Raw genomic sequence first — 25,512 nt, 5'->3', positions numbered from 1 at the left:
GAGCGGGCTCAGTGGCCGCGCCCCGGCCCGTCGTAGCGTCGCAGCTTCGCGCGCGAGCGGGTCACACCCGACAGCGACGCCCGCAGGGGCTGCCCGAGGTACAGGCCGAGCGAGGCGCCGACGGCGAGGCTGATCCCGATGACGGCCGCGTTCACGAGCGTCGCGAACCCGGTCATCATCACCGCCGTGTCGCCCGCGGACTCGACGACGCCGAGAAGCCCACGGAACACCGCGGCACCCGGCACCATCGGCAGGATCGCGGCGGTCGTCACCGCCACGGACGGAACGTGGAGGCGGAAGGCGATCACGATGCCCACGAAGCTCGCCACGAAGGCTCCGATACCGCTTGCCGCGGCGACCTCCAGTCCCGCTGCCGCAGCGATCGTGTAACCGCCCCACGCGACCAGGCTGAGCAGCGCGCTCACGGCGACCACTCGCCCGCCGGCGCCGTTGAAGACGGCGACCGCGATCGCGATGATCGATGCGCCGACGAACTGCATGACCGGCGGCCCGAGCGGCAGAGCCGTGTCGGGCGGCTCCATCGCAAGCCCCATCACCCGCACGGTCTCGAGTCCCGCGAGGATGCCGATCACCACGCCGATCGTCTGTGTGACGAGCTCCAGGATGCGGCCGGTGGCCGTCAGGGCGAAGCCGTCGATCGCGTCCTGCGCGGCTCCGACCACGGTGAGACCGGCGAGCATGAGCACGATGCCGGCGGCCACGATGACCGAAGGGCGGATATCGTCCGCGCCGGGGACGCCGAGCACCGCGAGGAAACGGCTCATCGCCGCGATGACCGTGAGCACGAAGGCGCCGGCGACCTGGCTGAAGAAGTACGGCACGCGCGCCTTCGCGAGGGCGAACTGTGTGAGGGCGGCGCAGGCCGCCCCCGTGAACGCGAGTGCGATGAGCAGCCAGTTCGCGCCGAACATGACCGCCACGCCGACGGCGAGTGCGCCCTGGGCTGTGATGACCGCGGCGGGTGGATAGCGGAAGGGGGCACGGCGGATGCGGCGCGCCGCCGTCTGCGCATCATCGAGACCCATCCCGGCGGAGATGTCGGCGACGAGAGCCTGCAGCCGCATCAGGCGGTCGTGGTCGGGGGTGCTGCCGCGCACGACGCGCAGGAGCGTGACGGGGCGGGCGGCGCCCGAGCGATGGTAGGCCGCGGTGATCGAGTTGTACGTGACGTCGACGTGCACCGGTGTGAGGCCGTAGACCTCGCACACGCGCACGATCGTCAGGGTGACCTCGCTCGCCGGAGCGCCGGCGACGAGCATCGTCTCGCCCAGCCGGACCGCGAGATCCAGGATGCGGACGCTGAGGGCGTCGTCGACGACGGGCAGGAGGTCCGTCGTGTCGGCGGGCGGTTCCACACGTCGGCGCGCGGGCCTGAAGAACCTCGGCAGGGCGGGGCGGGGGGACATCGAGTGCGTCGGCCTCCGTGTCGGCGGTGTCCTCTCGAGCGTAACCGGCGAGGTCCGAGAGCGCCGTCACATGGCGGGGACGGAATGCCGGGCTGCCTAAGATGGAGCGTTGGACGCCGCATCCGAGCGTTCCATCGTCGTCGCGCCGGACACGGCGCATCCCCGGGAGCAGCACAGTGGCGTTGATCGTCCAGAAGTACGGCGGGTCGTCGGTCGCCGACGCCGAGAGCATCAAGCGCGTCGCGAAGCGCATCGTCGACACCCGTCGCGCCGGCCACGACGTCGTCGTGGCCGTCAGCGCGATGGGCGACACGACCGACGAGCTCCTCGATCTGGCGAACGAGGTTGCGCCGATCCCCGCGCCGCGCGAACTCGACATGCTTCTCTCCTCCGGCGAGCGCATCTCGATGGCGCTGCTGGCCATGGCGATCCACTCGATGGGCTTCGAGGCGCGCTCCTTCACCGGCAGCCAGGCCGGCATGATCACCGACGCGAAGCACGGTGCGGCCCGCATCGTCGATGTGACCCCCGTGCGCCTGCGCGAGGCGCTGGACGAAGGCGCGATCGTCATCGTCGCCGGCTTCCAGGGCTTCAACCGCGACACCCGCGACATCACGACCCTCGGCCGCGGCGGCTCCGACACCACGGCCGTTGCGCTGGCAGCCGCCCTGGGCGCCGACGTCTGCGAGATCTACAGCGACGTCGACGGCATCTTCACCGCCGACCCGCGGGTCGTCCCGCGCGCCAGGAAGCTCCCCGTCGTCTCGACGGAGGAGATGCTGGAGCTCGCCGCCAACGGCGCGAAGGTGCTGTACATCCGCGCGGTCGAGTACGCGCGCCGCCACGGCGTCGTCATCCACGCGCGGTCCACCTTCAGTTCCAGCGAGGGCACCTATGTGCTCGACGCGCAGCAGCGTTCCGCCTACATCCCCGAGGGAGAAGCCATGGAAGAGCCGATCGTCGCCGGCGTCGCCACCGACCTCAGCCAGGCCAAGATCACCGTGATCGGTGTTCCCGACGTGCCCGGCAAGGCCGCCGAGATCTTCAAGATCGTCGCCAAGTCCGGCGCCAACGTCGACATGATCGTGCAGAACGTGTCGGCCGCAGCCACGGCCCGCACCGACATCTCCTTCACCCTGCCCAAGTCGGATGCGACGGCCGCGCTGAAGGCGCTGGCCGCCGATCAGCTGGACGTCGGCTTCGAGGCGCTCGTGCACGACGACCAGATCGGCAAGCTGTCGGTCGTGGGTGCGGGTATGCGCACGAACTCGGGCGTCAGCGCGACCCTGTTCGAGGCGCTGAGCACGGCGGGCATCAACATCGAGATGATCTCCACCTCCGAGATCCGCATCTCGGTGGTGCTGCGTGCCGACGACATCGCCGAGGCAGCGCGGGTCGTGCACACGGCCTACGGCCTCGACGGCGAGGGCGACGCTGTCGTCTACGCCGGCAGCGGGCGCTGACCCCGGTACCCGGCTCCGCGCCGCGTCCTGCACGGGCGCACGATAGAATCGGCCAACCCCGCGCCCTGTCCGTCTCGGATGCGGCGCGCCCCGCGACATCCCGAGGAACAGACATGACCCGCATCTCCGCATCCGGACTCTCCGTCGCCGTCGTCGGCGCCACCGGCCAGGTCGGCACCGTCATGCGGGAGATTCTCGCGGAGCGCTCCTTCCCGATCGGCGAGCTGCGCTTGTTCTCCACGGCGCGCTCGGCCGGTACCGCCGTCGAGTTCGCAGGTCACACGGTCATCGTCGAGGACGTCGCCACGGCCGACCCCGGCGGCATCGACATCGCCCTCTTCTCCGCGGGCGCCACCGGCAGTCGCGCGCATGCGCCGCGCTTCGCCGAGGCCGGCGCTGTCGTCATCGACAACTCGAGCGCTTGGCGCAACGACCCCGAGGTTCCTCTGGTCGTCAGCGAAGTAAACCCGCACGCGATCGATGAGCGCCCCAAGGGCATCATCGCGAACCCGAACTGCACCACGATGGCCGCCATGCCGGTGCTCAAGGTCCTCGACGCCGAGGCGGGCCTCGAGCGACTCATCGTCAGCACCTACCAGGCCGTATCCGGGTCGGGTCTTGCCGGTGCCCAGGAGCTGCTCGGGCAGGTCGAGGGCGTGCTCGCCCAGGGCGACACCCTGCGTCTCGTGCACGACGGGTCGGCGGTCGACTTCCCGCAGCCGGAGAAGTACATCGCGCCCATCGCGTTCGACGTGATCCCGTTCGCCGGCAACTTGGTCGATGACGGTGAGAACGAGACCGACGAGGAGAAGAAGCTCCGCAACGAGAGCCGCAAGATCCTCGAACTGCCCGAACTGCGTGTGGCAGGCACCTGCGTGCGCGTCCCCGTGTTCACGGGCCACTCGCTGTCGATCAACGTCGAGTTCGCGCGTGACATCACCCCCGAGCGCGCCCGCGAGCTGCTCGCCGCAGCCCCCGGCGTCGCGCTGGAGGAGGTCCCCACGCCGCTGCAGGCCGCGGGCAGCGACCCCAGCTACGTCGGTCGTATCCGCCGCGACCAGTCGGCGCCCGAGGGCAAGGGGCTCGTGCTGTTCATCAGCAACGACAACCTCCGCAAGGGTGCCGCTCTCAACGCGGTGCAGATCGCCGAGATCGTCGCCGCCCGCCTGGGCGCCACCGCCTGAGCCGCGCCCGCGGCAAGAACCGCGAAAGTTGCCGCGCGCGGCCCCTCCCACTGGCGGAGGGGCCGCGCGCGCCGCTTTAGACTTGTCGGGTGACAGGAAACGTCGATGTCCTCCTGATCGGTGGCGGCATCATGAGCGCCACACTCGGGACTTTTTTGCAGCAGCTCCAGCCGGACTGGAAGATCGCGGTGTTCGAGCGCCTGGGCGAGGTCGCCCAGGAGAGCTCCAACGCGTGGAACAACGCCGGAACGGGACATGCCGCTCTGTGCGAGCTGAACTACATGCCGGCCGCCCCCGACGGGTCGGTCGATCCCGCCAAGGCCGTGGCGATCAACGAGCAGTTCCAGCAGAGCCGGCAGTTCTGGTCGACGCTCGTCGAGCGCGGTGTGCTCGCCGCTCCCGAGACATTCATCAACCGCACGCCCCACATGACGTTCGTGCGCGGTGAGAAGGATGTGGCCTACCTCAAGCGCCGCTACGAGTCGCTGAAGCAGCAGCCGCTGTTCGAGGGCATCGAGTACAGCGACGACTCCCGGGTCATCAACCAGTGGGCACCTCTGCTGATGCAGCAGCGTCGCAAGGGCGAGCCGTTCGCCGCGACGCGGGTGCCCAGCGGCACCGACGTCGACTTCGGGTCGCTCACCCGTCAGCTGCTGGATTCGATGCAGCGGGGTGGTGCAGAGGTCCTCACGGGCCGCGAGGTGCGTTCTCTCAAGCGGCAGAAGGACGGCTCGTGGCAGGTCGGCTACCGCCACACGGTGGGCCGGACGCCGGGCCGCATCAACGCGCGCTTCGTGTTCATCGGAGCGGGCGGTTGGGCGATCAAGCTGCTGCAGCGCTCGCGCATCCCCGAGGCGAAGGGTTACGGCGTCTTCCCCATCGGCGGACAGTGGCTGAAGACCAGCAATCCCGCCCTCGTCGCGCAGCACAAGGCCAAGGTCTACTCCCAGGCATCCGTCGGGGCGCCGCCCATGTCGGTGCCGCACCTGGACACCCGCGTGGTCGAGGGTGAGACCTCGCTGCTGTTCGGTCCGTTCGCGACGTTCAGCCCGAAGTTCCTGAAGAACGGCTCGCCCTGGGACATCGTCGCCCAGGTGCGCCTCTCGAACCTCGGCAGCATGCTGACGGCCGGCGCCACCAACCTCAACCTCGTGAAGTATCTCGTCAGCGAGCTGCTGAAGACGCACAAGAAGAAGGTCGACAGCCTCCGCGAGTTCATGCCGTCCGCCGACGGCGCGGACTGGGAGCTGTTGAACGCCGGTCAGCGCGCTCAGGTCATGAAGGGCGGCAAGCTGCAGTTCGGCACCGAGGTCGTCGCCGCGGCGGACGGATCGATCGCGGGACTGCTGGGCGCCTCCCCGGGAGCCTCGACGGCCGTGTCGATCATGCTGGGCCTGCTGAAGTCCTGCTTCCCCGACCGCATCGACGAGTGGGAGCCGCAGCTGCGGGAGCTCATCCCCAGCTACGGCACGACGCTGAACCAGGATCCGGCCGCGGCCGAGGCGTCCCTCGCCGCGACGGCCGAGGAGCTGCACCTCACGGTCTGATTCGGGCGCTTGCCCGAGGCGGATGCCGGGAGCCGCCTAGAATCGCTAGGTGGCCAAGCTCTACTTCCGCTACGGGGCGATGAACTCCGGCAAGTCGACGGCGCTGCTGCAGGCCGCGTACAACTACGAGGAACGCGGACAGCACGTCCTGCTGGCCAAGCCCGAGATCGACACGAAGGGCGCCGAACGCATCTCGAGCCGTTTGGGGATGTCGCGGGGTGTGGACTTCCTCATCCGACCCGGCGACGACCTACGCGAGCTGTTCGCGGCGCACCGGGCGCGGGTTCTCGCCGAACACGGCGCGGATGTGGCCTGTCTGCTCGTCGATGAAGCGCAGTTCCTGACGCGCGCTCAGGTCGACGATCTGCTGCGCATCGTGGTGCTCGACGGTGTGCCGTCCCTCGCCTACGGCATCCGCACCGATTTCCAGACGCACGCGTTCCCCGGCTCCCGCCGCCTCATGGAGCTCGCCCACAGCCTGGAGGAGCTCAAGACGATCTGCCGTTGCGGTCGTAAGGCCCTCTTCAACGCGCGGCTGGTGGGCGGCCGCTTCGTCTTCGAGGGGGACCAGGTCGCCATCGACGAGCTCAGTCACGAGAAGGTCACGTACGAGTCGATGTGCGCGCAGTGCTACCTGACCGCATCCGGCGGACGCCTCAGCTGAGCGCGCCCGCCGTCTGACGGCTGCGCGGCGGCCACGGCACCAACATCGAGGTCGTGCGCCGGTACTCCGCGTAGGCCGGGTACTTGCCGGCGGAGATCGATTCGGTGAACACCGTCGAGCCGATGAACAGGAGGGTCAGCAGGATCGGCCCTACGATCGTCACGTTGATCGCTCCGCCCAGGATGCCGGCGCCTGCGCTCAGTGCCGCGTTGGCGCCGATCAGGTACAGCACCCACCACTGCGCCTGCTCGAAGAAGAAGTTGGGGTGGCGGCTGTAGCGGAACAGTCCCGTGGTCACGAAGCCGGGGGCGAGCTCGCCGCCGGCTGCGGCTTTGGCGCGGTGGAAGTTCCACTGCTGTTGATCGGCGAGCCACTCACCGGCGAGGAAGGCGAGGAACAGCAGCGCCCACACCGCATCCCAGGCGTTCAGCGGCGCCGCGTTCAGCAGCGCGGCCGCCGCTGGCAGGGTGATGAGCACGAGCAGCGCGTTCTGGTACAGCACGATGAACAACAGATTGAAGACCTGGAACTGCCACGGCCGCATCCGGGCGCGCAGGATCGCCCAGCGATAGTCCTCCATGCCGCTGTAGCCGCCCTTGCGGGCGAAGTTGAACGTGAGGCGTGCACCCCAGAGCGTCACGAGCACGGCCATCAGGATGAGGCGAGCTGCGTCGAGACCTCCTGCGATCGCTACCCCCGCGAAGATCCAGACGTAGGCGACCGGCACGATCGACCAGATCCGGTCGACCCACGAGGTGTCCTTCGTGATCAGCGAGAGAACCCAGCACAGCGCGCACACGGCACCTGCGAGCACAACGACCATCCCCAGAGCGCCCATGACGTCACCGTAGCGCGCGCACGGCGGCGCAGGGAAGGCTCAGCGGGTGGGGAGAGTGGGGATGAGGGTGTCGAGGTAGTCGGCGGTGTCTCGCCAGCCTGCCACCGCGTGGCAGGCGACGCCGAGGGCGAGGACGGGGTAGTCGTTGCCGTCGGGGTCGAGGCGGTCGCCGATGAAGAGCATGTCGTCGAGGCTGATGCCGGTGTGTTCGGCGAGGCGTTGCATGCCGTAGGCCTTGTCGATGCCGCGGTGGGTGATGTCGACGCTGGTGGATCCGCCGGAGCGGACTTCGAGGTCGGGGATGCGGGCGGCGACGGCTTCGCGGAGGGTGTTCTTCTTCTCGCCGGTGGGGTCCCACGCGGTCTTCGCGTCGAGGGGTGCGGACTGGCCGAGGGCGGAGAAGGTGATCTGTGAGCCGCGGTCTTCGAGGATGGGGCCCCAGGTCTCTTCCGCCCAGAGTCCGAGGCGTTTGGCTTCTTCTTCGACGGCGGCGAGGGCGCGGGTCTTCTCGTCGTCGGTGAGGCTGTGGGCGTAGACGGTGGTGATGCCTTCGGGGGTGAGGCGGTAGTACTGGGTGCCGCAGGTGGGCAGCAGGTGCATCCGGTCGAGGATGTCGTCGGTGGTGTCGGGCAGCTGCTCGACGACCTGGGTGCGGAACTGGGCGAGCTGGCCGCCGGAGATGATCGCGACCTCGACGCGGGAGGCGAGAGCGAGCAGCAGGTCCGCGATCCGCGGATCGACCGCGCTCTTGGACGGGGCGAGCGTGTCGTCCAGATCGAACGCAACGAGCTTCGGCGGCTGAGTCATGACGGCTCTCCAGCGGGTGTCGGGTTCTGCCGGCGGCCCGGCGGAAGAATCTGAGCGCGGCGGCGCGGCTTCCGCCATCCTATCGGGGCCCGCCGCATCCGCCGTGCGCGCCCGCCGGCCCTCACCGCGCGCCCACCTCTCTCACGCCCCTCACCCCCACCCCCCAACCGCGAGACTGCATTTCGAGCACGAGATCACGGGTAATACCCGTGATCTCGTGCGGGAGATGCAGTCTCGCGGTGAGGACGCGGCAGGCCGGGAAAGCGAGAAGAGGCCGACCCGAAGGTCGACCTCTTCTGCTGTGCGGTCGGGGTGACAGGATTTGAACCTGCGGCCTCTTCGTCCCGAACGAAGCGCGCTACCAAGCTGCGCCACACCCCGTGGCAACCGTTCGAGTCTACCCCAGCCCGACCGATTCCCCGAATCGCGGGCGCGTCAGCGACGCTGCTCCCGGTGTCGTCGGAGTGCAACGACGGATGCGGCCGCGAACCCGAGCGCGAGGGCACCGACCCCGAGACCTGCGACCGTGCGCATCGAGGGTCCGCCGCTGATCGCCAGCATGTCAACGAAGGTCGTCTCACCCTCCTCGCCGCAGGTACCGGTGTGCAGCACGACGAGTTCTGCGCCCGGTGCGGGCCGGTAGGAGAGTTCGGCGATCCAGAGTTTCGTCCCCGCCTCGTCCGAGGTGACGTCGGGGGAGATGTGCTCGCCGGATGCGGCAACCGCCACAGGTTCGGTCCGATGCTCGAGCGTCTCCGCGTCGCAGCGCGGCTCGGTGCCCGGCTCGTTGTGGAACACCGAGAACACCAGCTGCGCATCGACGCCCTCGCCGAGCCCCGTGACCGTGGCCCGGTCGACGAACGGTTCGTCGACGCTTGCGTGTTCCACCGCGCGCGTGGTGACCGAGGGCTGCTCGACGACCGTGGTCTCCTCAGCCAGCCCGCAGGATCCGCGAGCGAGCAGGCGAGCCTCGCCGCCCGCCGGCGCGTGCCAGAGCGACTCGATCCAGTAGTGAACGCCCGGGCGGTGGAGGCGCACCGCGGGTGACGCGTACTCGCCCGCGGCGGTCACGACGACGGGAGACCCGAACGTGTCCGCGACACGCGTCTCGGTCGTGCACGCCTCCGCGGGAGCCACGCCCTCGGGAGCCTCGAAGATCTCGAAGCTCAACCATGTGGCGCCCGATCTGGGCACGAGGCCCTCGACCACGGCGGTGTCGACCGCGGCGCCGCCGAGTCCCACGGTGCTGACCGCCCGCGTCGACACCGTCGGCAGGGGAGCACGGGTCGTCTCGCTCTCGACCCCGCACGCACCCTCGTGAATGAGTCGGCCCTCCGTATCGGTGGCGCGTTCGCGCCACACGTACGTGCCGAAGTCGGGGACGACGGGCCCGGCGACGCGCACCGAACCAGGCTCTGCTACGCGCACCGGGTCCTCCGGTCCCTGCCAGACGAGATTCTCCGACGTGCAGGCTTCCGTCGCCGCAATGCCGTCGGGAACGCGGAACACGGATGCGGTCACGAGGACACCCGACGCGGGCAAGGGTGCCGCCACGATCACCTCGTCGGACATCCGGTCGCCGACCGCCACGAGGGCATCGGCTTTCGATGACACCTGCGGAACCATCGTGATCTGACTCTGCACCCCGAAACGTTCCTGCCACACGTAATCGGCGGTGAACGCTGCGGCGGTCTCCTGGCTCTGCCGGGATCGTTCGATGCGCCAGACCGCGGTGTAGAAACCGGGACCGGGCAGCGGCTCGGCGGACTCGACTCGGTACGGTGCCGTCGGTCCGATGGCGGGGTCGGTGGTCACCTCGAGCTCGGCGATCTCTTCCGCATCGGCCGGGGGAGAATCCGTGAGCTGTGGCTCCGTCTCTGTCCGATACAGGGTCGCGGTGGCCGTGACCGGAAGGTAGCCGCCGTCGACCGTGCGTCCCCAGGCTCCGCGGGAGCTGGCGAACGTCACGTCGTCGACGTAGGAGCCTCCGGGGACGTAGCGCGACGCCACCTGCGTCGTGACGAGTGGGTCGAACGTCGTGTCGCGCTCCTGCTCGTCGGCGCCCGCGAGCGGGAACTCGAGGCGGCCACCCGGTCCCGCCGTGTCCTGGCCGCCGGGCGTGGTGAAGTGCCGGACAACGGGCAGGAACCCGCCGACGAACTGTCCCTCGCCGGAGACGCGGAAGCGGGTTCCTCCGGCAGGGGCGGCCGCCAGAATGTCGTACGCCACACCGATCTCGGCGTCGTCTCGCGAGGCCGTACCGGTATCGGCGAACACGGCGTTCTGGAGGGTGATCCGTCCGCGGGCGCCGGCCGCATCCGCGATCGCGGTCACCGTGCCCCGCAGAGGAGAAGCCGCATCCGTCGCGAACTGCAGCAAGCCCGTGGCCGTCATCTGTCCGGCGGGCAGCGCCATCGCCTCCGCGTAGTACGCGGCTGCGAGGTTCTGCACTGCGCCGTTGTGGTCTGGCGCGACGTGACGGAAAACCCAGTCGATCGCACCCTGCAAGGTGTCACCGGGGTAGCCGAAGTGGTGCAGTGACTCGTTCCAGTTGGCGATCGCTTTGACCGCCCAGGCGACCGCCGCCGCCTGCACCGGATCGCCGGTCTGCCCGTAGGTCGAAACGAGCATGTTGATGGCCGTGAGTCGCTGCGGATCGAGGCCCGCGGCATTCGGGCTCAGCCCGTTGTCGATGCTGTCGCCGGTGGGCAGCGGACGCCCGGGGAAGATGCAGTAGGTGTGCGTGCCGTTGATCGCCATCGACCCGTGCCATCCGTAGCGGGTGGAGCTCGCCCACTCTCCGAACCCGGTTCCGGGGGATGCGGCGGACGCGGGCATGATCGAGACCACGGCGGCAACGACGGCGGCGGCGAGGACGAGGAGAGCGGCGAGCACACGTTTCATGTCCCGATGCTCGGGTGATGCCGGCTGCCGGCATCGCCTGAAGCCCGCGAACGGGGACGGCGCGCGCGCCGCATCCGGCTGTGGAGAACCGGGCCCTCTCCGTCAGATCGCGGGAACCAGCGTCAGAAGGGACGCCTCGGGGCGGCAGCCGAAGCGCACCGGCGCGAAGATCGAGTGGCCGATGCCGGCGCTGACGTTCAGGGGGACACGACGTCCGCCGTGTGCCCAGGTGCTCAGTCCTCGTGCCTGATCGAGCGGGATATCGCAGTTGGCGACGAGCGCCTTCGAGGAGAACGGGATGCGAACCTGGCCGCCGTGCGTGTGCCCGGCCAACAGTAGATCGGCGTCGAGGTCGACGAAGGCGTCGAGCACCCGCCGATACGGCGCGTGCGTCACGCCCAGCACGAGGTCGGCCTCGCCGGCTGCGCGCTGTTCGGCGCGCGTCGAGGTGAGGGCGGCGGTGTCGTCCCAGCGCCGATGGGCATCGTTCACGCCGAAGGCATCGATGCGCAGGCCTGCCACGTCGAGGGTCGCCGCGGTGTTGTCGAGCGCGTGCCAGCCCAGTTCGTCGGTCAGGAAGCGGTCGAGGGCGCCCGTGTCGAGTGCCTCGGCAGATCGGTGCGCCTTCGACGGCCCTGTGAAGTAGCGCAGCGGGTTGCGGGGGGACGGTGCGTACAGGTCGTTCGACCCGTGCACGTACACCCCGGGAACACCCCGCAGGCCCGCGAAGGCGTGCCGGATGCCGGCCAACCCCTCCGCATGGCCGAGGTTGTCGCCCGTGTTGACGACGAGGTCGGGTGCGAGCTCCGCGAGGCGCGCAATCCACTCCTGTTTGCGCTGCTGCCACGGCGCCATGTGCGCGTCGGACAGGTGCAGCACGCGCAGCTCGCGCGCGCCTGCGGGCAGGATCGGCAGCGTGTGCTCGCGCAGCGTGAACAGGTACCGCTCGACGCCGATGCCCCACACCGCAGCGCCCACGCCGACCGCCCCCACCGCTGCGACAGCGGTGAGGGCGGAACGGCGCGGGCTGCCGGTCAAGGGCAGGTCTTCTTGGAGTAGTTGATCAAGACCTGCGAGCCGCGGTTGACAGCGGTGCCGGCGGCGGGATTCGTTCCCGTGGCTGTCGCCTGGTTGTCGGGCAGCTTGTCGTCCGGGGTACAGGTCCCCAGCGCGATGGAGGTGAATCCCGCATCCTGGAGTGTCTTCTGCGCGTCCTGCACCTTGCCGCTGACGGCTGGGACGGTCGCCCCCTGACCGTTGCTGGGGTTGATCGTGACGGTCGTGCCGCCCGCGACCTGACCCGCGCCGGGGTTCTGCGCGGCGACGATGTTCGTCGGCGCATCCGAGTCCACCGGATCGCCCACGCTGACCTCGAAGCCGGCGTTCTGCAGCGTGGTCTGCGCTTGCTCGATCGTCTGCCCGAGCACGTTCGGCAGGTCCTTGAGCACGCGCTTGGTCAGGTTGGGGTCCGGGGCGGGGAAGTCGCCCGCGGGATAGATCTGGTCTGCCGTGCGCTGCAGGTTCTTGGCGAGCGTGTAACGGATGTTCTGCAGACCGCGGCCGAACATGTCGTTGTCGCCCTGTACCGTACCGACCCATGCGGCGTTGACAACGCGGGTGCTCGACTCGATCATCCAGGTTTGCAGAGCCTCGTGCGTTCCCGTCTTACCGATCAGCTGGGTGCCGTCGTAGGGGTTCGCTCCCGAGCCAGTTCCGCCGTTCATGACGCCTCGGAGCGCGTAGGCGGCCGTCGCGGCGACCTCGGGAGAGATCACGGGAGAGCATTGGCGATCGGGCCTCTTGAGCTCATTGCCGGCCGTATCCGTCACGCGGTCGATCGCCTGTGGCTGGCAGTAGGTTCCGTTGTTCGCGATGGTGCCGTAGGCGCCCGCCATGGCGATGGGGGAGATGTTGTCGACTCCGATGACCTCGGCCGGGTTCGACATCGTGATGTCGCGGCCGTCGCCGGTCGTGACGCCCATCTTCTTCGCGACCTTGGCGATGTCGCACATGTCGAGCTCGGACGCCATGGCGAGGTAGCCGGTGTTCAGCGACTGCGCCGTAAAGGACATCGGCGTTCCCACGCCGCCACTGACCTTGCCGAAGTTGTTGATGGGGGTGCTGTTGACGATGTTGCCGGTGCAGGAGTTGGTGAAGTTCTTGAAGACCCGCATCCGGCCGTCGAGCACCTCGTTGACCGACCTGCCCTGCTCGAGCCAGTCGACGAGCGTGAACAGCTTGAATGTCGAACCGGCCTGGAAACCGCCGGAGCTGCCGAACGTCGAGTTACCGGCGTACACGAGCGAGCTGAAGCCTTCGCCGGCATTGGCCTCTTCCGAGAAGTTCGTGTTCTGGGCGATCGCGAGGATACGCCCGGTGGAGGCCTCGATGCTCACCGTCGATGCTCCGAAGTCGATGCCGGATACGGACGCGGGAGCGTTGTCGCGCATGCTGATCGTGGCGGTGTGCTGCAGATCGGGGTCGAGCGTCGTGTAGATCTGCAGGCCGCCGCGGCGGAGCGCCATCGCGCGATCCTCGGCGGTGGCGCCGAAGGCCGGGTCGTTCTTCACGACGGAGACGACATACTGGCAGAAGTACGGTGCACCGGTCGACGCGCAGCCCGAGGTGGGCTGCGTGATCTGCGGAGTGATGGGCTCCGCCACGGCGGCGTCGTGCTGCTCCTGTGTGATCTTGCCGTCGGTGAGCATACGGTCGAGCACGTACGTCTGTCGCTTCTTGGTCAGGGCATAGCCGTCGGCCGCGCCGTTCGTCTCGCGATCGGGCTGATCGATGCGGTACGTGTTCGGGTTCTGCACGATGCCCGCGAGGGTCGCGGCCTGGCTGAGGCTGAGGTTGGCGGCGGGAACACCGAAGTAGTAGCGGGCGGCGGCGTCGATGCCGTACGTGATCCCGCCGAAGTTGGCGATGTTCAGGTACCCGAGCAGGATGTCGTTCTTGGAGTACTTCTGCTCGAGTCCGATCGCGTAGCGCATCTCCTGGAGCTTGCGCTCGATGCCGCTCGAGCCCGAGGAGTCCGTCGCCCGCAGGAAGCACGACTGCCGCTCGTCCTCGTTCTGGGCGTTCCACTCGCAGCGCTGGATGAGGATGTTCTTGACGTACTGCTGGCTGATCGTCGATCCGCCCTGGGTGTCGCCGCCGCCCTCGAGGTTGGAGAGCACGGCGCGCGTCGTGCCGATCAGGTCGACGCCGCCGTGGTCGTAGTACCGGGGGTCTTCGCTGGAGAGGATCGCGTCGTACATGACGGTTGCGATCTGGTCGAACGTCACCGGCGAGCGGTTCTGGTCGTAGAACGAGGTCTGCGGGACGTAGTTGCCCGAGCCGTCCTTCCAGTAGATCGTCGACGGCTCCATGATGTCGTCGATCTCGAGGTAGTTCGGCATGTTGTCGAACAGCTTGATGGCTTGCGATGTCGCAGCGCCGGTGACGGCGATGGCGGGCGTGACCGTGGCGGTGATGAGAACACCGGCGACGACGCTCAGGCCGACGAGTCCGGCCAGGCCGGAGAGCACACCGGTGGCCGTGCGTTTCTTATCGGGCATAGGGTGATCGTAAGCCAGGATGCTGGGCGAACACTCGATGGCACGGCATCCGGTTCCCGCTGTTTCCGGGGCTCAGGCCCCGTCCTCACCCACGAACGGGAGACGCCGTGACCACCTGGGAGTACCTCACCACTCCGCTGCTGATTCACAACACCGCCGCCATTTTGAACAACTGGGGCAAGCAGGGCTGGGAGCTCGTTCAGGTCGTGCAGGGCCCCGAAGGCGGTCTTGTCGCCTACTTCAAGCGCCCCGTCGGTACGGATGCCGCCGCCAACGCAGGTCTCGGTGCGGCGCAGGTCGCTGCGCGCCAGTTCGAAGGAGAGAACGCATGAGCACAGTGTCCGATCGACTCGCGGAACTGGGGATCGATCTGCCGGAGGTCGTGCCGCCCGTGGCGTCCTACATTCCCGCCAAAGCGTTCGGTGACCTCGTGCACACCGCCGGCCAGCTGCCGTTCGTGGCAGGTCAGCTCCCCGCGACCGGCAAGGTCGGCGAGGGGGAGGGGCTCGTTGCGCCGGAGGACGCTGCGACGTACGCCCGCCAGTCGGCACTGAACGCGGTGGCCGCGGCCGCGGCCGCCGTGGGAGGCGTCGACCGCTTGACCGGCGTGCTGAAGGTGACCGGCTTCGTGTCGTCGGTGCCGGAGTTCACCGGACAGCCCAGCGTCATCAACGGCGCCAGCAACGTGCTCGCCGAGATCTTCGGCGAGTCCGGGCGCCACGCCCGCTCCGCCGTGGGCGTGCCCGTGCTCCCGCTCGACAGTCCTGTTGAGGTCGAGGTCGTCTTCACCCTCGCCTGAGACATCAGACACGCGGGAGCCCCGCGCCCCCCAAGGTCGCGGGGCTCCCGCGTGTGCGCCAGAATGAGCGTCTGGGGTAATCGGGGGGCAGGATGAAGGACGACGGCGTCGGTCGTGTGTCAGGCATCGGATCCTTGATGTCCGTCGCGGAGGATCTCCAGCGGCTGCGTCATGAGGCCGGGGGTGTGAGCTACGCCGAGATCGCGACGCGTGTCACGAGCTTGAGGGCGATTCGCTCCGGCCGTTCGTCTGTCCCCGTGTCGCGCTCGACGGTGTACGACGCCTTCCGGCCCGGCCGGACTCGACTCGATGCCGATCTCGTCGTCGACATCGTGCGCAGTCTCGGAGCCACCGAGACGGATGCGGAGGACTGGCGCAACCGGTGCATCGCAGCCAAGCCCGCCGCACCGCGGCGCTCGTCGCGGTTGGCTGCGGCACCCGGTGCCGAGGCGCCGCCGGTGAGTGCGGCTTCCGTGCTCCGTTTCGACGCGCCTCGTCGCGGCGGGCGTCGCGTCGTTCTCGTCATCGGCGTTCTGATCGGAGCCGTGCTCCTGAACGTGGCGGGTGGCCGAATCGTGCTCTGGCTCGATCTACCGCTCTACCTGGACATGGTCGGCACCGCGGTCGTGGCGCTGGCTCTCGGTCCGTGGTACGCCGTTGCGACGGCGGTCATCACCCAACTGGGCGGTGCTCTGGCAGGCCAGAGCACTCTGGGTCTTCCGTTCACGCCGGTCGCGGTGGTCGGGGCGCTCCTGTGGGGCTACGGCGTGCACCGCTGGGGGTGGGGGCGCTCGCTCTCGCGGTTCCTGCTGCTCAGCGTGGTCGTCGCCGTCGCCTGTACGATCGTCGCCGCCCCGATCACCGAGCTCGTCTATGGCGGCTTCAGCGCTCACGTCGCCGGAAACTCCTTGACGGCGCGGTTCCGCGACGCGGGCCTGGTGCTCCCGCTCGCGATCGCGACGGCGAATCTCATCACGTCGCTGCTGGACAAGCTGATCGCGAGCTTCGTGGCGCTCTCGTTGACGCCCGCCATCCGGCACGGGATCGCCCGGGATCGGATGCCGTCGCCGAATCTCCCGCCCATGGCTCTGTTCTCCGGCGCCCGCCCCTCGGTGGCTCTGCACCTCGGCGTCGTCGCGCGCCGGGCATCCGTCTTATGAGCGCCGCAATGCCGTACCCCGCGCCGATCCCGGAACGCGGCTGGCGCAGCGACATCGTCGCCGCGCTCTTCTGGCTCCTCACCGTCGTGGGCGTGCTCGTGATGACGGGCGCGTGGTTCCTCCTCGCTCTCGCATCTCTCGAGGAAGGCACGGAGCAGTCGAAGGCGCTCGCCGCGGGAACGACGATGGCCGGAACGACGCTGCTGCTGGGCGTCGCGCCGCTCGTCATCGCGCACATCGCAGGGTTCGCGCTCTTGTGTCTGGTGGCGACCACCGGCCGGTTCGATCGGGCCAGGGGAGTGCTCTGGGCAGGCGGGGCGGTGGCCGCCGCATCCCTGATCGGCCTCGCCGTCGTGCTCGTGCTGTCCGGCGGCGAGCTCATCTATACGGCGTCCGAGCCCATGCTCTGAGCTCCATCGCGAACGAACGAGCCCCGCATGCCTGGAGGGACGCGGGGCCCGTTCGTTCGTGCTACTTGGTCGAGAGCTTGGCCTGGATGGTGGACATGACCATGGTGTCGGCGAGAGTGGTCGTGTCACCGACCTCGCGCCCCTCGGCGACGTCGCGGAGCAGGCGTCGCATGATCTTGCCGCTGCGGGTCTTGGGGAGCTCGGTGACGATGTAGACGTCGCGCGGCCGGGCGATCGGGCCGATCTGCTCACCGACCCAGGCGCGCAGGGCCTGGGCGAGGCCCTCGGGGGAGTGCTGGCGCAGGTAGCTCTCCTTGATGATCACGAACGAGACCACCGCCTGGCCGGTGGTCTCGTCGTTCGCTCCCACGACCGCCGCCTCGGCGACCGCCTCGTTGCCCACGAGCGCGGACTCGATCTCGGCCGTCGACAGGCGGTGCCCGGAGACGTTCATGACGTCGTCCACGCGGCCGAGTAGCCAGATGTCGCCGTCTTCATCGCGGCGGGCGCCGTCGCCGGCGAAGTAGTAGCCGCGGTCGGCGAACTTCTCCCAGTATGTCTCGACGAAGCGGTCGGGGTCGCCCCAGATGCCGCGCAGCATACTGGGCCACGGCTCGGTGACCACGAGCAGTCCACCGGCGTCGTTGCCGACCTCCGCGCCTGACTCGTCGACGACGTCCACGGAGATACCGGGGAGCGGCACCTGCGCCGACCCGGGCTTGGTCTCGGTGACACCGGGAAGGGCCGAGATCATGATGGCGCCGGTCTCGGTCTGCCACCACGTGTCCACGATCGGCGTGCGCTCGGCGCCGATCACGTTGCGGTACCACATCCACGCCTCGGGGTTGATGGGTTCGCCGACGGAGCCGAGCAGCCGCAGCGACGAGAGGTCGAACTCCTGCGGCACCTGGCGTCCGATCTTCATGAACGAGCGGATGGCGGTGGGAGCCGTGTAGAGGATCGTGACCCCATACTTCTCGACGATCTCCCACCAGCGGCCGGGATGCGGCGCATCCGGCGTGCCTTCGTAGATCACCTGCGTGGCGCCGTTCGCGAGCGGACCGTACGTGACGTAGCTGTGTCCGGTGATCCAGCCGATGTCGGCCGTGCACCAGTAGACGTCGCGCTCGGGGTGCAGATCGAAGACGTTGCGGTGCGTGTAGGCGGCCTGCGTGAGGTAACCGCCGGACGTGTGCAGGATACCCTTGGGCTTTCCGGTCGTGCCGGAGGTGTACAGGATGAACAGCGGGTTCTCGGCGCCGAACGGCTTCGCCTCGTGCTCGGCGGATGCGGCTGCCACCGCGTCGTGCCACCAGATGTCGCGCCCCGGCGTCCAGTCCACGTCGTTGCCGCCGCGGCGCACGACCAGCACGTGCTCGACGGTTTCCTGCGCGCCCGAACCACGGTCGGCGAGGGCCTGATCCACGGCGGGCTTCAGGGGTGAGACCTTTCCCTTGCGATAGCCGCCGTCCGCCGTGATCACGAGCTTCGCGCCGGCGTCGTCGATGCGTGCGCGCAAGCTGTCTGCGGAGAATCCGCCGAAGACGACGGAGTGGATCGCGCCGACTCGCGCCACCGCGAGCATCGCCGCCACCGCCTCGGGGATCATCGGCAGGTAGAGCGCAACGCGGTCGCCTTCGCCGATTCCCAGTTCCGTCAGCACGTTGGCCGTGCGCTTGACCTCGTCGGTCAGCTCCGCGTAGGTGACGCGGCGCTCGTCGCCGGGCTCGCCCTCCCACAGCAGGGCGACACGGTCGCCGTTGCCGGCGAGCACGTGGCGGTCGAGGCAGTTGTAGGCGACGTTGAGTTCGCCGTCGCCGAACCACCGTGCGAAGGGAGGGCTCGACCAGTCGAGCACTTCGGAGAAGGGGGTGTGCCAGTGCAGAAGCTCGCGTGCCTGGTCTGCCCAGAAGGCTTCTCGGTCGGAGGCGGCCTGCTCGTAGAGCTCGGCGGTGGCGACCGCGCTCGCGGCGAACTCGGCGCTGGGGGCGAAACGACGGGTCTCGTTCAGCAGGTGGTCGATCTGGCTGCTCATGGCTCGCTCCTTTGCGCGCTGTTCGGGATGACGTGCGGGACGTCTCGCACATCATCACCCGCTCCGGTCGCGGGGGATACCTCCATTAGAAGGGGGGCGGACACCGATATATCAATGCGATTGGCCCGGCCTGCCGTTTGGCCGCCGGTGTGAGGTTGCGTATGCTCGTGTGCGCCCGCCCTCGCGGCGGGGAGCACGGCCCTCATCACCCCCAATTTGCGGGGCTGTGCTCGGCGGCATCCCAACCCCCCAATGGGATGCCGCCTTTTCCTTTGCCCGCGGGCGGTGCGTCGATCCGCGACGTCGGGCGCGCTCGGATCTCCCCAGACGCTTCAGGCCCGCGGTTCCTCAACCGGGCGTTCCCGTCCGCGGCGTCCGCGGCAGGTGCGCGCCTAGCGTCGTCGTCATGCCGCAACCCTTCGTCGTCGCTCCGCGGGGCGCGCCCGCATCCGGCGGGGCTGCGATGAAGGCGGTCGAGCCGGCGGGGGAGGCGCCGCAACCGGCGCTCGGCGGACTGCCCGTCGCGGCGTGGGATCCGGTGCGGGTGCATCTCGGCGACCCGGAGGTCACCGACATCTTCATCAACGGCGAGCACGGTCTGTTCGTGGACCGCGGCCGCGGTGCCGAGCAGGTGCCGCACTGGCACGCGGCGGAGAGCGAGGTGCGCGAGATCGCGACGGGGCTCATCGCGCAGGGCGGTCGACACATCGACGATGCGACGCCGTGCGTCGATGTGCGCCTCGACGGCGGCATCCGGGTGCACGCCGTGCTGCCGCCCGTCAGCGCGGACGGTACGACGATCTCGATCCGCGTGCCGCGGCGTCAGCTGGGATCCTTGGCCGCCATGCGCGAGGCGGGCATGCTCGATGCGCGGAGTGAGCGCGCGTTGCAACAGCTCGTCGTCGCTCGCGAGAACCTGCTGGTGACGGGAGCGGCCGGCAGCGGCAAGACCACCCTCTTGGCGGCGCTGCTCTCGTGCGCACCCGAGCACGAGCGGATCGTGACGATCGAGGACGTGGCGGAGCTCCGCATCCATCACCCGCACCACGTCCGTCTCGAGGCGCGCCAGGCGAACCTCGAGGGCGCGGGCGGCATCGATCTCGCCCGCCTGGTGCGCGAGGCGCTGCGCATGCGGCCGGACCGACTGGTGGTGGGCGAGTGCCGCGGCGGCGAGGTACGCGAGCTGTTGACGGCGTTGAACACCGGGCACGACGGGGGAGCCGGCACGCTCCACGCCAACGGCATCGACGATGTGCCGGCACGACTGGAAGCGCTGGGGGCGCTCGCCGGCCTCGGCGACGCCGCGCTCGCCCGCCAGGTGGTCAGCGCGATCGGTGTCGTGATCCACGTCGCCCGTGACAGCGGCGGCATGCGGCGCGTGGCGGGCATCGCGCGTCCGGTCCTGCTCGACGGGCGGCTCGGGATGGAGCCGATCCCATGGGACTGATCGCACGGCGCCGACCGGCTCCCGACGGTGTGGGGGAGGCGGCCCAGCGCCTGTCGGTGCTGCTGCGCACGGGTATCTCGCCGGCGTCGGCCTGGGCCTTCCTCGCTGCGACGGGGGACGCGGATGCGGTCGCCATCCACGCGGCGCACAACGGCGGACAGGCGATCCCCGCTGCCATCGCGGCCCGAGGCGATCGGTGGCGTCCGCTGGCCGCGACCTGGCGGGTGGCCGCCGCCGTCGGCGCCCCGCTCGCCGAGAGCCTCCGGGCGGTCGCGGCCGCCGTCCGCGACGCGCAGGAGTGCCGCGACGAGGTGCGTGTCGCGCTCGCGGAGCCCGCGGCCACCGCGCGACTCATGGCCTGGCTGCCGCTCGTGTCCATCGGCCTGGGCGTCGCGCTGGGCTTCGACACGATCGGCGTCCTCATGGGCAGCCCGATCGGCATCGGATGCCTCATCGCCGGCATCACCCTGATGATCGTGGCCCGCGTCTGGACCGGTGCGCTCTCCCGCCGTGCGACGCCGCCTCCTGCGATGCCGGGCCTGCACGCCGAGCTCGTGGCGATCGCGCTCTCCGGCGGAGTGTCGATCGAGCGCGCCCGGGCGTTGGCCGATCCGGAGGTCGACGCACCGGACCCGGGGCTCGACGCGCTGCTGCAGCTCTCGCGCTCCGCCGGGGTCCCCGCCGTCGAGCTCCTGCGCGCGGGCGCGTCTCTCGCCCGCCACCGCGCTCGCACGGACGGCCGGATGCGGGCGGCTGGTCTCGGCGCCGCCCTCCTGCTGCCACTGGGGGTCTGCATCCTCCCCGCCTTCCTGCTGCTGGGGGTCGCGCCGATGCTCATGAGCGTGCTCGGCACATCCGCACTCCCGCTGTGACCGCGTGCCCACCCGCAGGTGCCCATAAGAGAGGAGCAACACATGACCCCCACCACCGACGCCCGACGGCGCCTCCCGACGCTCACCCGCCGCCGTGCGGCCGAGCTGTTCGGCGACGACTCGGGAGCGGCGACGGCCGAGTACGCGATCGCGACGATGGCAGCCGTCGCCTTCGCGGGACTTCTCGTCGTCATCATGAAATCCGATGAGGTGCGGGGGATCCTGGAGGATCTCGTGCGCCGCGCTCTCACGGTCGAATGAGATCCCGGCTCGGCGATCGCGGCTCGGCCGCGGCGGAGTTCGCGGTCGCCGTGCCGGCGGTGCTGCTCGTGCTGGCCCTCGGCGTCGGCGGGCTCGCCACCGCATCCGCTCAGGTGCGCCTGCAGGATGCCGCAGCGGACGCGGCGCGGCTCGCGGCGCGGGGCGAGGACGCCGTGCGGGCGCTCGGACTCCTCACCCACGCCGTCTCGGGCGCGAGCGGCACGATCGGAGAGGAGGGCGACCTCGTGTGCGTGACCGCATCGGCCCCTGCGCCGCTGTCCGCGATCTCGCTCAGTGCCCGCTCGTGCGCCCTGTCGGGTGGGCGCTGATGCCCGGCACGGCGGCGACGGTGGGCGCGATCGGCGCGCTCGCAGCTCTCGTCGCGGGTCTCAGCGTGGTCGGCGCGGCGAGCGTGCACGCGCAGCGACTGTCGGCGGCGACGGATGCGGCGGCGCTCGCCGCGGCGGACGCCGCATCCGGTGCCGTGACGGGTGTTCCGTGCGAGCGCGCCGCCCAGCTGGCAGCCACCGCATCCGCGGAGGTCGTATCCTGCGAGGTGGAGGGTCTCATCGCGACCGTGCGCCTCAGCAGCGCCTTCGGTCCGTTCCCCGCCCAGGCCGCAGCCCGCGCGGGTCCCGCGCCCGAGCCGCGCGACGACGGGTGAACCGGCCCTCCAGCCGACCACCGTCCCGAGGTGTGTATGGTGACAGCGACGAAAGGACCACCGTTGGCAAAGGGTTCTCAGACCACGACGAAGAGCGGCAAGACGCTCGTGATCGTCGAGTCGCCGACCAAGATGACCTCGATCCAGGGCTACCTGGGTGACGACTACGAGGTGCTCAGCTCCGTGGGGCACATCCGCGACCTCGCGAGCAAGAAGGACATTCCGGCCGAGAAGAAGGCCGCGTACGGCAAGTACTCGATCGACGTCGACAACGGCTTCGACCCGTTCTATGTGGTCAACGACCGCAAGACCAAGACCGTCGCCGAACTCAAGCGGGCGGTGAAGGATGCGAGCCAGGTCCTGCTCGCCACCGATGAAGACCGCGAAGGCGAGGCCATCGCGTGGCACCTGCTCGAGGTGCTCAAGCCCAAGGTCCCCGTCAAGCGCATGGTGTTCCACGAGATCACCAAGGACGCCATCCGTGCGGCCGCCGAGAACACGCGCGAGCTCGACCTGGCCCTCGTGGACGCCCAGGAGACGCGTCGCGTGCTCGACCGGCTCTACGGCTGGGACGTCTCGCCCGTGCTGTGGCGCAAGGTCGGCAGCGGTCGTGAAGGCGCGGCCCTGAGCGCCGGTCGCGTGCAGTCGGCGGCCACTCGTCTTGTCGTCGACCGCGAGCGCGAGCGCATGTCGTTCGTCTCGGCCAGCTACTGGGACATCGAGACGCTCGCCGTCAAGGGCGACCAGTCCTTCACCGCGCGTCTTGCCCGCATCGATGGCGCACCGCTCGCGCGCGGCACCGACTTCGACGACAAAGGTCAGCTGAAGAAGGCGGTCGTCGTCCTCACCGAGGAGGACGTGCGCGCGCTCGCCGCGGCCATCGAGAGCGTCGGTACGGCACAGGTCTCCGCGCTCGAATCGAAGCCGGGAAGCCGCAGCCCCCGCGCACCCTTCACGACCTCGACCCTGCAGCAGGAGGCCGGCCGCAAGCTCTCGATGAGCGCGAAGCACACGATGAGTGTCGCCCAGCGTCTCTACGAGAAGGGGTACATCACCTATATGCGCACCGACTCGACCTCGCTCTCGAAGCAGGCGGTCGAAGCGGCGCGCGAGCAGGCCGTGAGCCTGTACGGCGATCGCGCCGTGCCCGCCAACCCGCGCGTCTACGCGAGCAAGAGCAAGAACGCGCAGGAGGCGCACGAGGCCATCCGCCCCTCCGGCGAGCACTTCCGCACCCCCGCATCCGTCGCCTCCCACCTCGACCGCGACGAGCAGCGTGTGTACGACCTGATCTGGAAGCGCACTGTCGCGAGCCAGATGGCCGACGCCAAGTACGAGACCACCACCGTGACGCTCGCGCTGACGGCTGACAAGAAGGCGCTCGAGTTCACCGCATCCGGCACCGTCTACACCTTCAAGGGCTTCCTGGAGGCCTATGAGGAGGGCCGCGACGAGAAGCGCGCCGATGCCGACAAGGCCGACGACCAGTCACTGCCCGCCCTGAGCGTCGGCGACGAGCTGGCCACGCGCGAGGTGGAGCCCAAGGGGCACTCCACGTCGCCGAAGCCGCGCTACACCGAGGCCAGCCTCGTGAAGGCGCTGGAAGAAAAGGGCATCGGTCGTCCCTCCACGTTCGCCAGCATCATCGACGTGATCCTCGACCGCGGCTACGTCTCCAAGCGCGGCCAGGCCCTCGTGCCCAGCTGGCTCGCCTTCAGCGTCGTGCGTCTGCTCGAACAGCACTTCTCCGATCTGGTCGACTACGACTTCACCGCGGCGCTTGAGGACGACCTCGATGCGATCGCCCGCGGCGAGCAGCGACGTGAGCAGTGGTTGCGGGAGTTCTACTTCGGTTCCGAGAACCACGTCGGACTCCGCCACATCGTCGACAACCTCGGCGACATCGATGCACGTGAGCTCAACGCCACCCGCATCACCGACACGGCGACGCTCCGCTTCGGCAAGTACGGTCCGTACCTTGAGGTGGTCGACCCGGCGGACCCCGAGGCCAAGCCCCGGATCATCAACATCCCCGACGAGCTGGCGCCCGATGAGCTGACCGCCGAGAAGGCGCAGGAGCTCGTCGATGCTCCGATCGCCGGTGATCGTGTGCTGGGTGAGAACCCCGACAACGGCAAGCTCATCGTCGTCAAGGACGGCCGTTTCGGGCCTTACGTGCAGGAAGTCGACCCCGTCGACCCGGATGCGGTGGACGAAGCGACCGGCGAGGTCGCCGAAGCGCCCAAGAAGCGGGGCGCGAAGAAGGAAGCCGCACCCAAGCCCCGCACCGCCTCTCTGTTCAAGAGCATGTCGGTCGATACCGTCGACCTCGACACCGCGCTCAAGCTGCTCGAACTGCCGCGCGTCGTCGGTGTGGACCCGGCGACCGAAGAGGAGATCACCGCTCAGAACGGCCGCTACGGCCCGTACCTGAAGAAGGGCACCGACTCACGATCGCTCGACTCCGAGCAGCAGATCTTCGACATCACCCTCGAAGAGGCGCTCGAGCGCTACGCGCAGCCCAAGTATGGTGCGCGGCGCGCGTCCAGCGCTCTCAAGGAGTTCGACGCGGACCCGGTCAGCGGCAAGCCGATCAAGATCAAGGACGGGCGCTTCGGCGCCTACGTCACCGACGGTGAGACGAATGCCACCATCCCGCGCGGTGAGACGGTCGACGATGTCGACTTCGAGCGGGCGAAGCAGCTGCTCGCCGACAAGCGCGCCAAGGGCCCCGCGCCCAAGCGCACCTCGGCGCGCAAGACGACGACCCGCAAGACGCCCGCGAAGAAGTGACCACCGCGACGCCGTCGGGTCTGTGGATCACCTTCGAGGGTGGTGACGGCTCGGGAAAGACCACGCAGGCGACCCTGCTCGAGCAGTGGCTGCGCGAGTCGGGCCGCACGGTCGTGCGGACGCGCGAACCCGGCGGCACGGAGGTCGGCGTTCTCGTGCGCGACATCGTGCTGCATCACCGCGGCGAGGTCGCGGCGCGGGCCGAGGCGCTGCTCTACGCGGCCGATCGCGCGCAGCACGTCGAGACGCTCGTGCGGCCCGCCCTGGCGCGCGGCGAGATCGTGGTGCAGGACCGTTACCTCGACTCGTCCGTCGCCTACCAGGGCGCCGGACGCGTGCTGGATGCGGGGGAGATCCGCCAGCTGTCGCTTTGGGCCACCGGGGGCGCGCTGCCGGATGTGACCGTGCTGCTGGATCTCGACCCCGCATCCGCACGATCCCGCCTCGATGCTGCCGACAAGCCGTTCGATCGCCTGGAGGCGGAGAAAGACGAGTTCCACGCGAGGGTACGTGCCGCCTTCTTGGACCTCGCGGCCGGTGAGCCGCAGCGCTTCCTCGTCATCGATGCAACCGTGGGCGTCGACGAGATCGCCACCGTCATCCGCGAGCGCGTCGCGAGCCTGCTGCCTCCTGTGGACGCTGACGGGAGCGTCGACGGCCGCGGATAGGCTGGGCGC

At 69.5% G+C, this 25,512-nt stretch carries 22 protein-coding genes and 1 tRNA gene; 15 read left to right on the top strand and 8 right to left on the bottom strand.

Annotated elements, in window-relative coordinates; translation table 11 throughout:
* Window positions 1–8: 8 nt before the first annotated feature.
* Window positions 9–1,427, bottom strand: coding sequence for a threonine/serine ThrE exporter family protein (locus tag SK224_RS00545; protein ID WP_320432911.1), 1,419 nt, complete (start codon window positions 1,425–1,427; stop codon window positions 9–11).
* 176 nt (window positions 1,428–1,603) lie between these two features.
* Between SK224_RS00545 and SK224_RS00540 the strand changes: the two genes are divergently transcribed.
* The 4 genes from SK224_RS00540 (at window position 1,604) to SK224_RS00525 (ending at window position 6,285) form a co-directional block, all read left to right on the top strand.
* A complete protein-coding gene (locus SK224_RS00540; RefSeq protein WP_234074807.1) occupies window positions 1,604–2,890 on the top strand; it encodes an aspartate kinase in 1,287 nt (428 codons plus the stop codon).
* Between the two features lie 113 nt (window positions 2,891–3,003).
* Window positions 3,004–4,074: an aspartate-semialdehyde dehydrogenase gene (locus SK224_RS00535; RefSeq protein ID WP_320432910.1), complete on the top strand. Its 1,071-nt coding sequence runs from the start codon at window positions 3,004–3,006 to the stop codon at window positions 4,072–4,074.
* Window positions 4,075–4,163: 89 nt separating this feature from the next.
* On the top strand, window positions 4,164–5,621 hold the full coding sequence (mqo, locus tag SK224_RS00530) for a malate dehydrogenase (quinone) (protein WP_320432909.1): 1,458 nt from the start codon (window positions 4,164–4,166) through the stop codon (window positions 5,619–5,621).
* A 49-nt stretch (window positions 5,622–5,670) separates the two neighbouring features.
* Complete coding sequence (locus SK224_RS00525) at window positions 5,671–6,285, top strand: thymidine kinase (protein ID WP_320432908.1); 615 nt, start codon at window positions 5,671–5,673, stop codon at window positions 6,283–6,285.
* On the opposite strand, the gene SK224_RS00520 is transcribed toward SK224_RS00525, so the two are convergent.
* The 6 genes from SK224_RS00520 to SK224_RS00495 form a co-directional block, all read right to left on the bottom strand.
* The gene (locus SK224_RS00520; protein WP_320432907.1) at window positions 6,278–7,123 is read right to left on the bottom strand and encodes a DUF1295 domain-containing protein; all 846 of its coding nucleotides are present in this window, start codon (window positions 7,121–7,123) and stop codon (window positions 6,278–6,280) included. The two genes, SK224_RS00525 and SK224_RS00520, sit on opposite strands and share 8 nt — an antisense overlap.
* A 39-nt stretch (window positions 7,124–7,162) precedes the next feature.
* Window positions 7,163–7,930 carry an HAD-IIB family hydrolase gene (locus SK224_RS00515; RefSeq protein WP_320432906.1) on the bottom strand — a complete coding sequence of 256 codons (768 nt, stop codon included), beginning with the start codon at window positions 7,928–7,930 and terminating at the stop codon, window positions 7,163–7,165.
* 307 nt (window positions 7,931–8,237) lie between these two features.
* Window positions 8,238–8,311, bottom strand: a tRNA-Pro gene (locus SK224_RS00510).
* 54 nt (window positions 8,312–8,365) lie between these two features.
* The gene (locus SK224_RS00505) at window positions 8,366–10,834 is read right to left on the bottom strand and encodes a hypothetical protein (protein WP_320432905.1); all 2,469 of its coding nucleotides are present in this window, start codon (window positions 10,832–10,834) and stop codon (window positions 8,366–8,368) included.
* A gap of 102 nt (window positions 10,835–10,936) precedes the next feature.
* A complete protein-coding gene (locus SK224_RS00500; RefSeq protein WP_320432904.1) occupies window positions 10,937–11,872 on the bottom strand; it encodes a metallophosphoesterase in 936 nt (311 codons plus the stop codon).
* Entirely contained in the window at window positions 11,869–14,394 is a 2,526-nt protein-coding gene (locus SK224_RS00495) for a transglycosylase domain-containing protein (RefSeq protein WP_320432903.1), read from the bottom strand. The genes SK224_RS00500 and SK224_RS00495 overlap by 4 nt, the downstream gene beginning before the upstream one ends.
* A 107-nt stretch (window positions 14,395–14,501) precedes the next feature.
* Between SK224_RS00495 and SK224_RS00490 the strand changes: the two genes are divergently transcribed.
* From SK224_RS00490 to SK224_RS00475, 4 genes are all read left to right on the top strand, one after another.
* Window positions 14,502–14,726: a hypothetical protein gene (locus tag SK224_RS00490; protein WP_309735621.1), complete on the top strand. Its 225-nt coding sequence runs from the start codon at window positions 14,502–14,504 to the stop codon at window positions 14,724–14,726.
* Complete coding sequence (locus tag SK224_RS00485; protein WP_320432902.1) at window positions 14,723–15,193, top strand: RidA family protein; 471 nt, start codon at window positions 14,723–14,725, stop codon at window positions 15,191–15,193. Before SK224_RS00490 ends, SK224_RS00485 begins: the two co-directional genes overlap by 4 nt.
* A gap of 257 nt (window positions 15,194–15,450) precedes the next feature.
* A complete protein-coding gene (locus SK224_RS00480) occupies window positions 15,451–16,353 on the top strand; it encodes a hypothetical protein (protein WP_320432901.1) in 903 nt (300 codons plus the stop codon).
* Window positions 16,350–16,763, top strand: a complete 414-nt coding sequence (locus SK224_RS00475) for a hypothetical protein (RefSeq protein ID WP_320432900.1) — start codon at window positions 16,350–16,352, stop codon at window positions 16,761–16,763. Before SK224_RS00480 ends, SK224_RS00475 begins: the two co-directional genes overlap by 4 nt.
* A 61-nt stretch (window positions 16,764–16,824) precedes the next feature.
* On the opposite strand, the gene acs is transcribed toward SK224_RS00475, so the two are convergent.
* Window positions 16,825–18,798: an acetate--CoA ligase gene (acs, locus tag SK224_RS00470; protein ID WP_320432899.1), complete on the bottom strand. Its 1,974-nt coding sequence runs from the start codon at window positions 18,796–18,798 to the stop codon at window positions 16,825–16,827.
* 406 nt (window positions 18,799–19,204) lie between these two features.
* Here acs and SK224_RS00465 point away from each other — a divergent pair, with 406 nt between their 5' ends.
* The 7 genes from SK224_RS00465 (at window position 19,205) to tmk (ending at window position 25,503) form a co-directional block, all read left to right on the top strand.
* Entirely contained in the window at window positions 19,205–20,245 is a 1,041-nt protein-coding gene (locus SK224_RS00465) for a TadA family conjugal transfer-associated ATPase (protein ID WP_320432898.1), read from the top strand.
* The gene (locus tag SK224_RS00460; protein ID WP_320432897.1) at window positions 20,236–21,117 is read left to right on the top strand and encodes a type II secretion system F family protein; all 882 of its coding nucleotides are present in this window, start codon (window positions 20,236–20,238) and stop codon (window positions 21,115–21,117) included. Before SK224_RS00465 ends, SK224_RS00460 begins: the two co-directional genes overlap by 10 nt.
* A gap of 42 nt (window positions 21,118–21,159) precedes the next feature.
* Window positions 21,160–21,378 (top strand): DUF4244 domain-containing protein, encoded by a 219-nt coding sequence (locus SK224_RS00455; protein WP_320432896.1) that lies wholly within the window; start codon window positions 21,160–21,162, stop codon window positions 21,376–21,378.
* Window positions 21,375–21,707: a TadE family type IV pilus minor pilin gene (locus SK224_RS00450; RefSeq protein ID WP_320432895.1), complete on the top strand. Its 333-nt coding sequence runs from the start codon at window positions 21,375–21,377 to the stop codon at window positions 21,705–21,707. Before SK224_RS00455 ends, SK224_RS00450 begins: the two co-directional genes overlap by 4 nt.
* Window positions 21,707–22,042 carry a helicase gene (locus SK224_RS00445; RefSeq protein WP_320432894.1) on the top strand — a complete coding sequence of 112 codons (336 nt, stop codon included), beginning with the start codon at window positions 21,707–21,709 and terminating at the stop codon, window positions 22,040–22,042. Before SK224_RS00450 ends, SK224_RS00445 begins: the two co-directional genes overlap by 1 nt.
* 63 nt (window positions 22,043–22,105) lie before the next feature.
* A complete protein-coding gene (gene topA, locus SK224_RS00440) occupies window positions 22,106–24,835 on the top strand; it encodes a type I DNA topoisomerase (RefSeq protein WP_320432893.1) in 2,730 nt (909 codons plus the stop codon).
* Window positions 24,832–25,503 carry a dTMP kinase gene (tmk, locus tag SK224_RS00435; protein ID WP_320432892.1) on the top strand — a complete coding sequence of 224 codons (672 nt, stop codon included), beginning with the start codon at window positions 24,832–24,834 and terminating at the stop codon, window positions 25,501–25,503. Before topA ends, tmk begins: the two co-directional genes overlap by 4 nt.
* Window positions 25,504–25,512: the final 9 nt, after the last annotated feature.

The organism is Microbacterium sp. BG28 (assembly GCF_034044005.1).
GTDB lineage: Bacteria > Actinomycetota > Actinomycetes > Actinomycetales > Microbacteriaceae > Microbacterium.
Note: the sequence above shows the minus strand (reverse complement) of the source record. Positions and strands in the feature narration are given on the sequence as shown.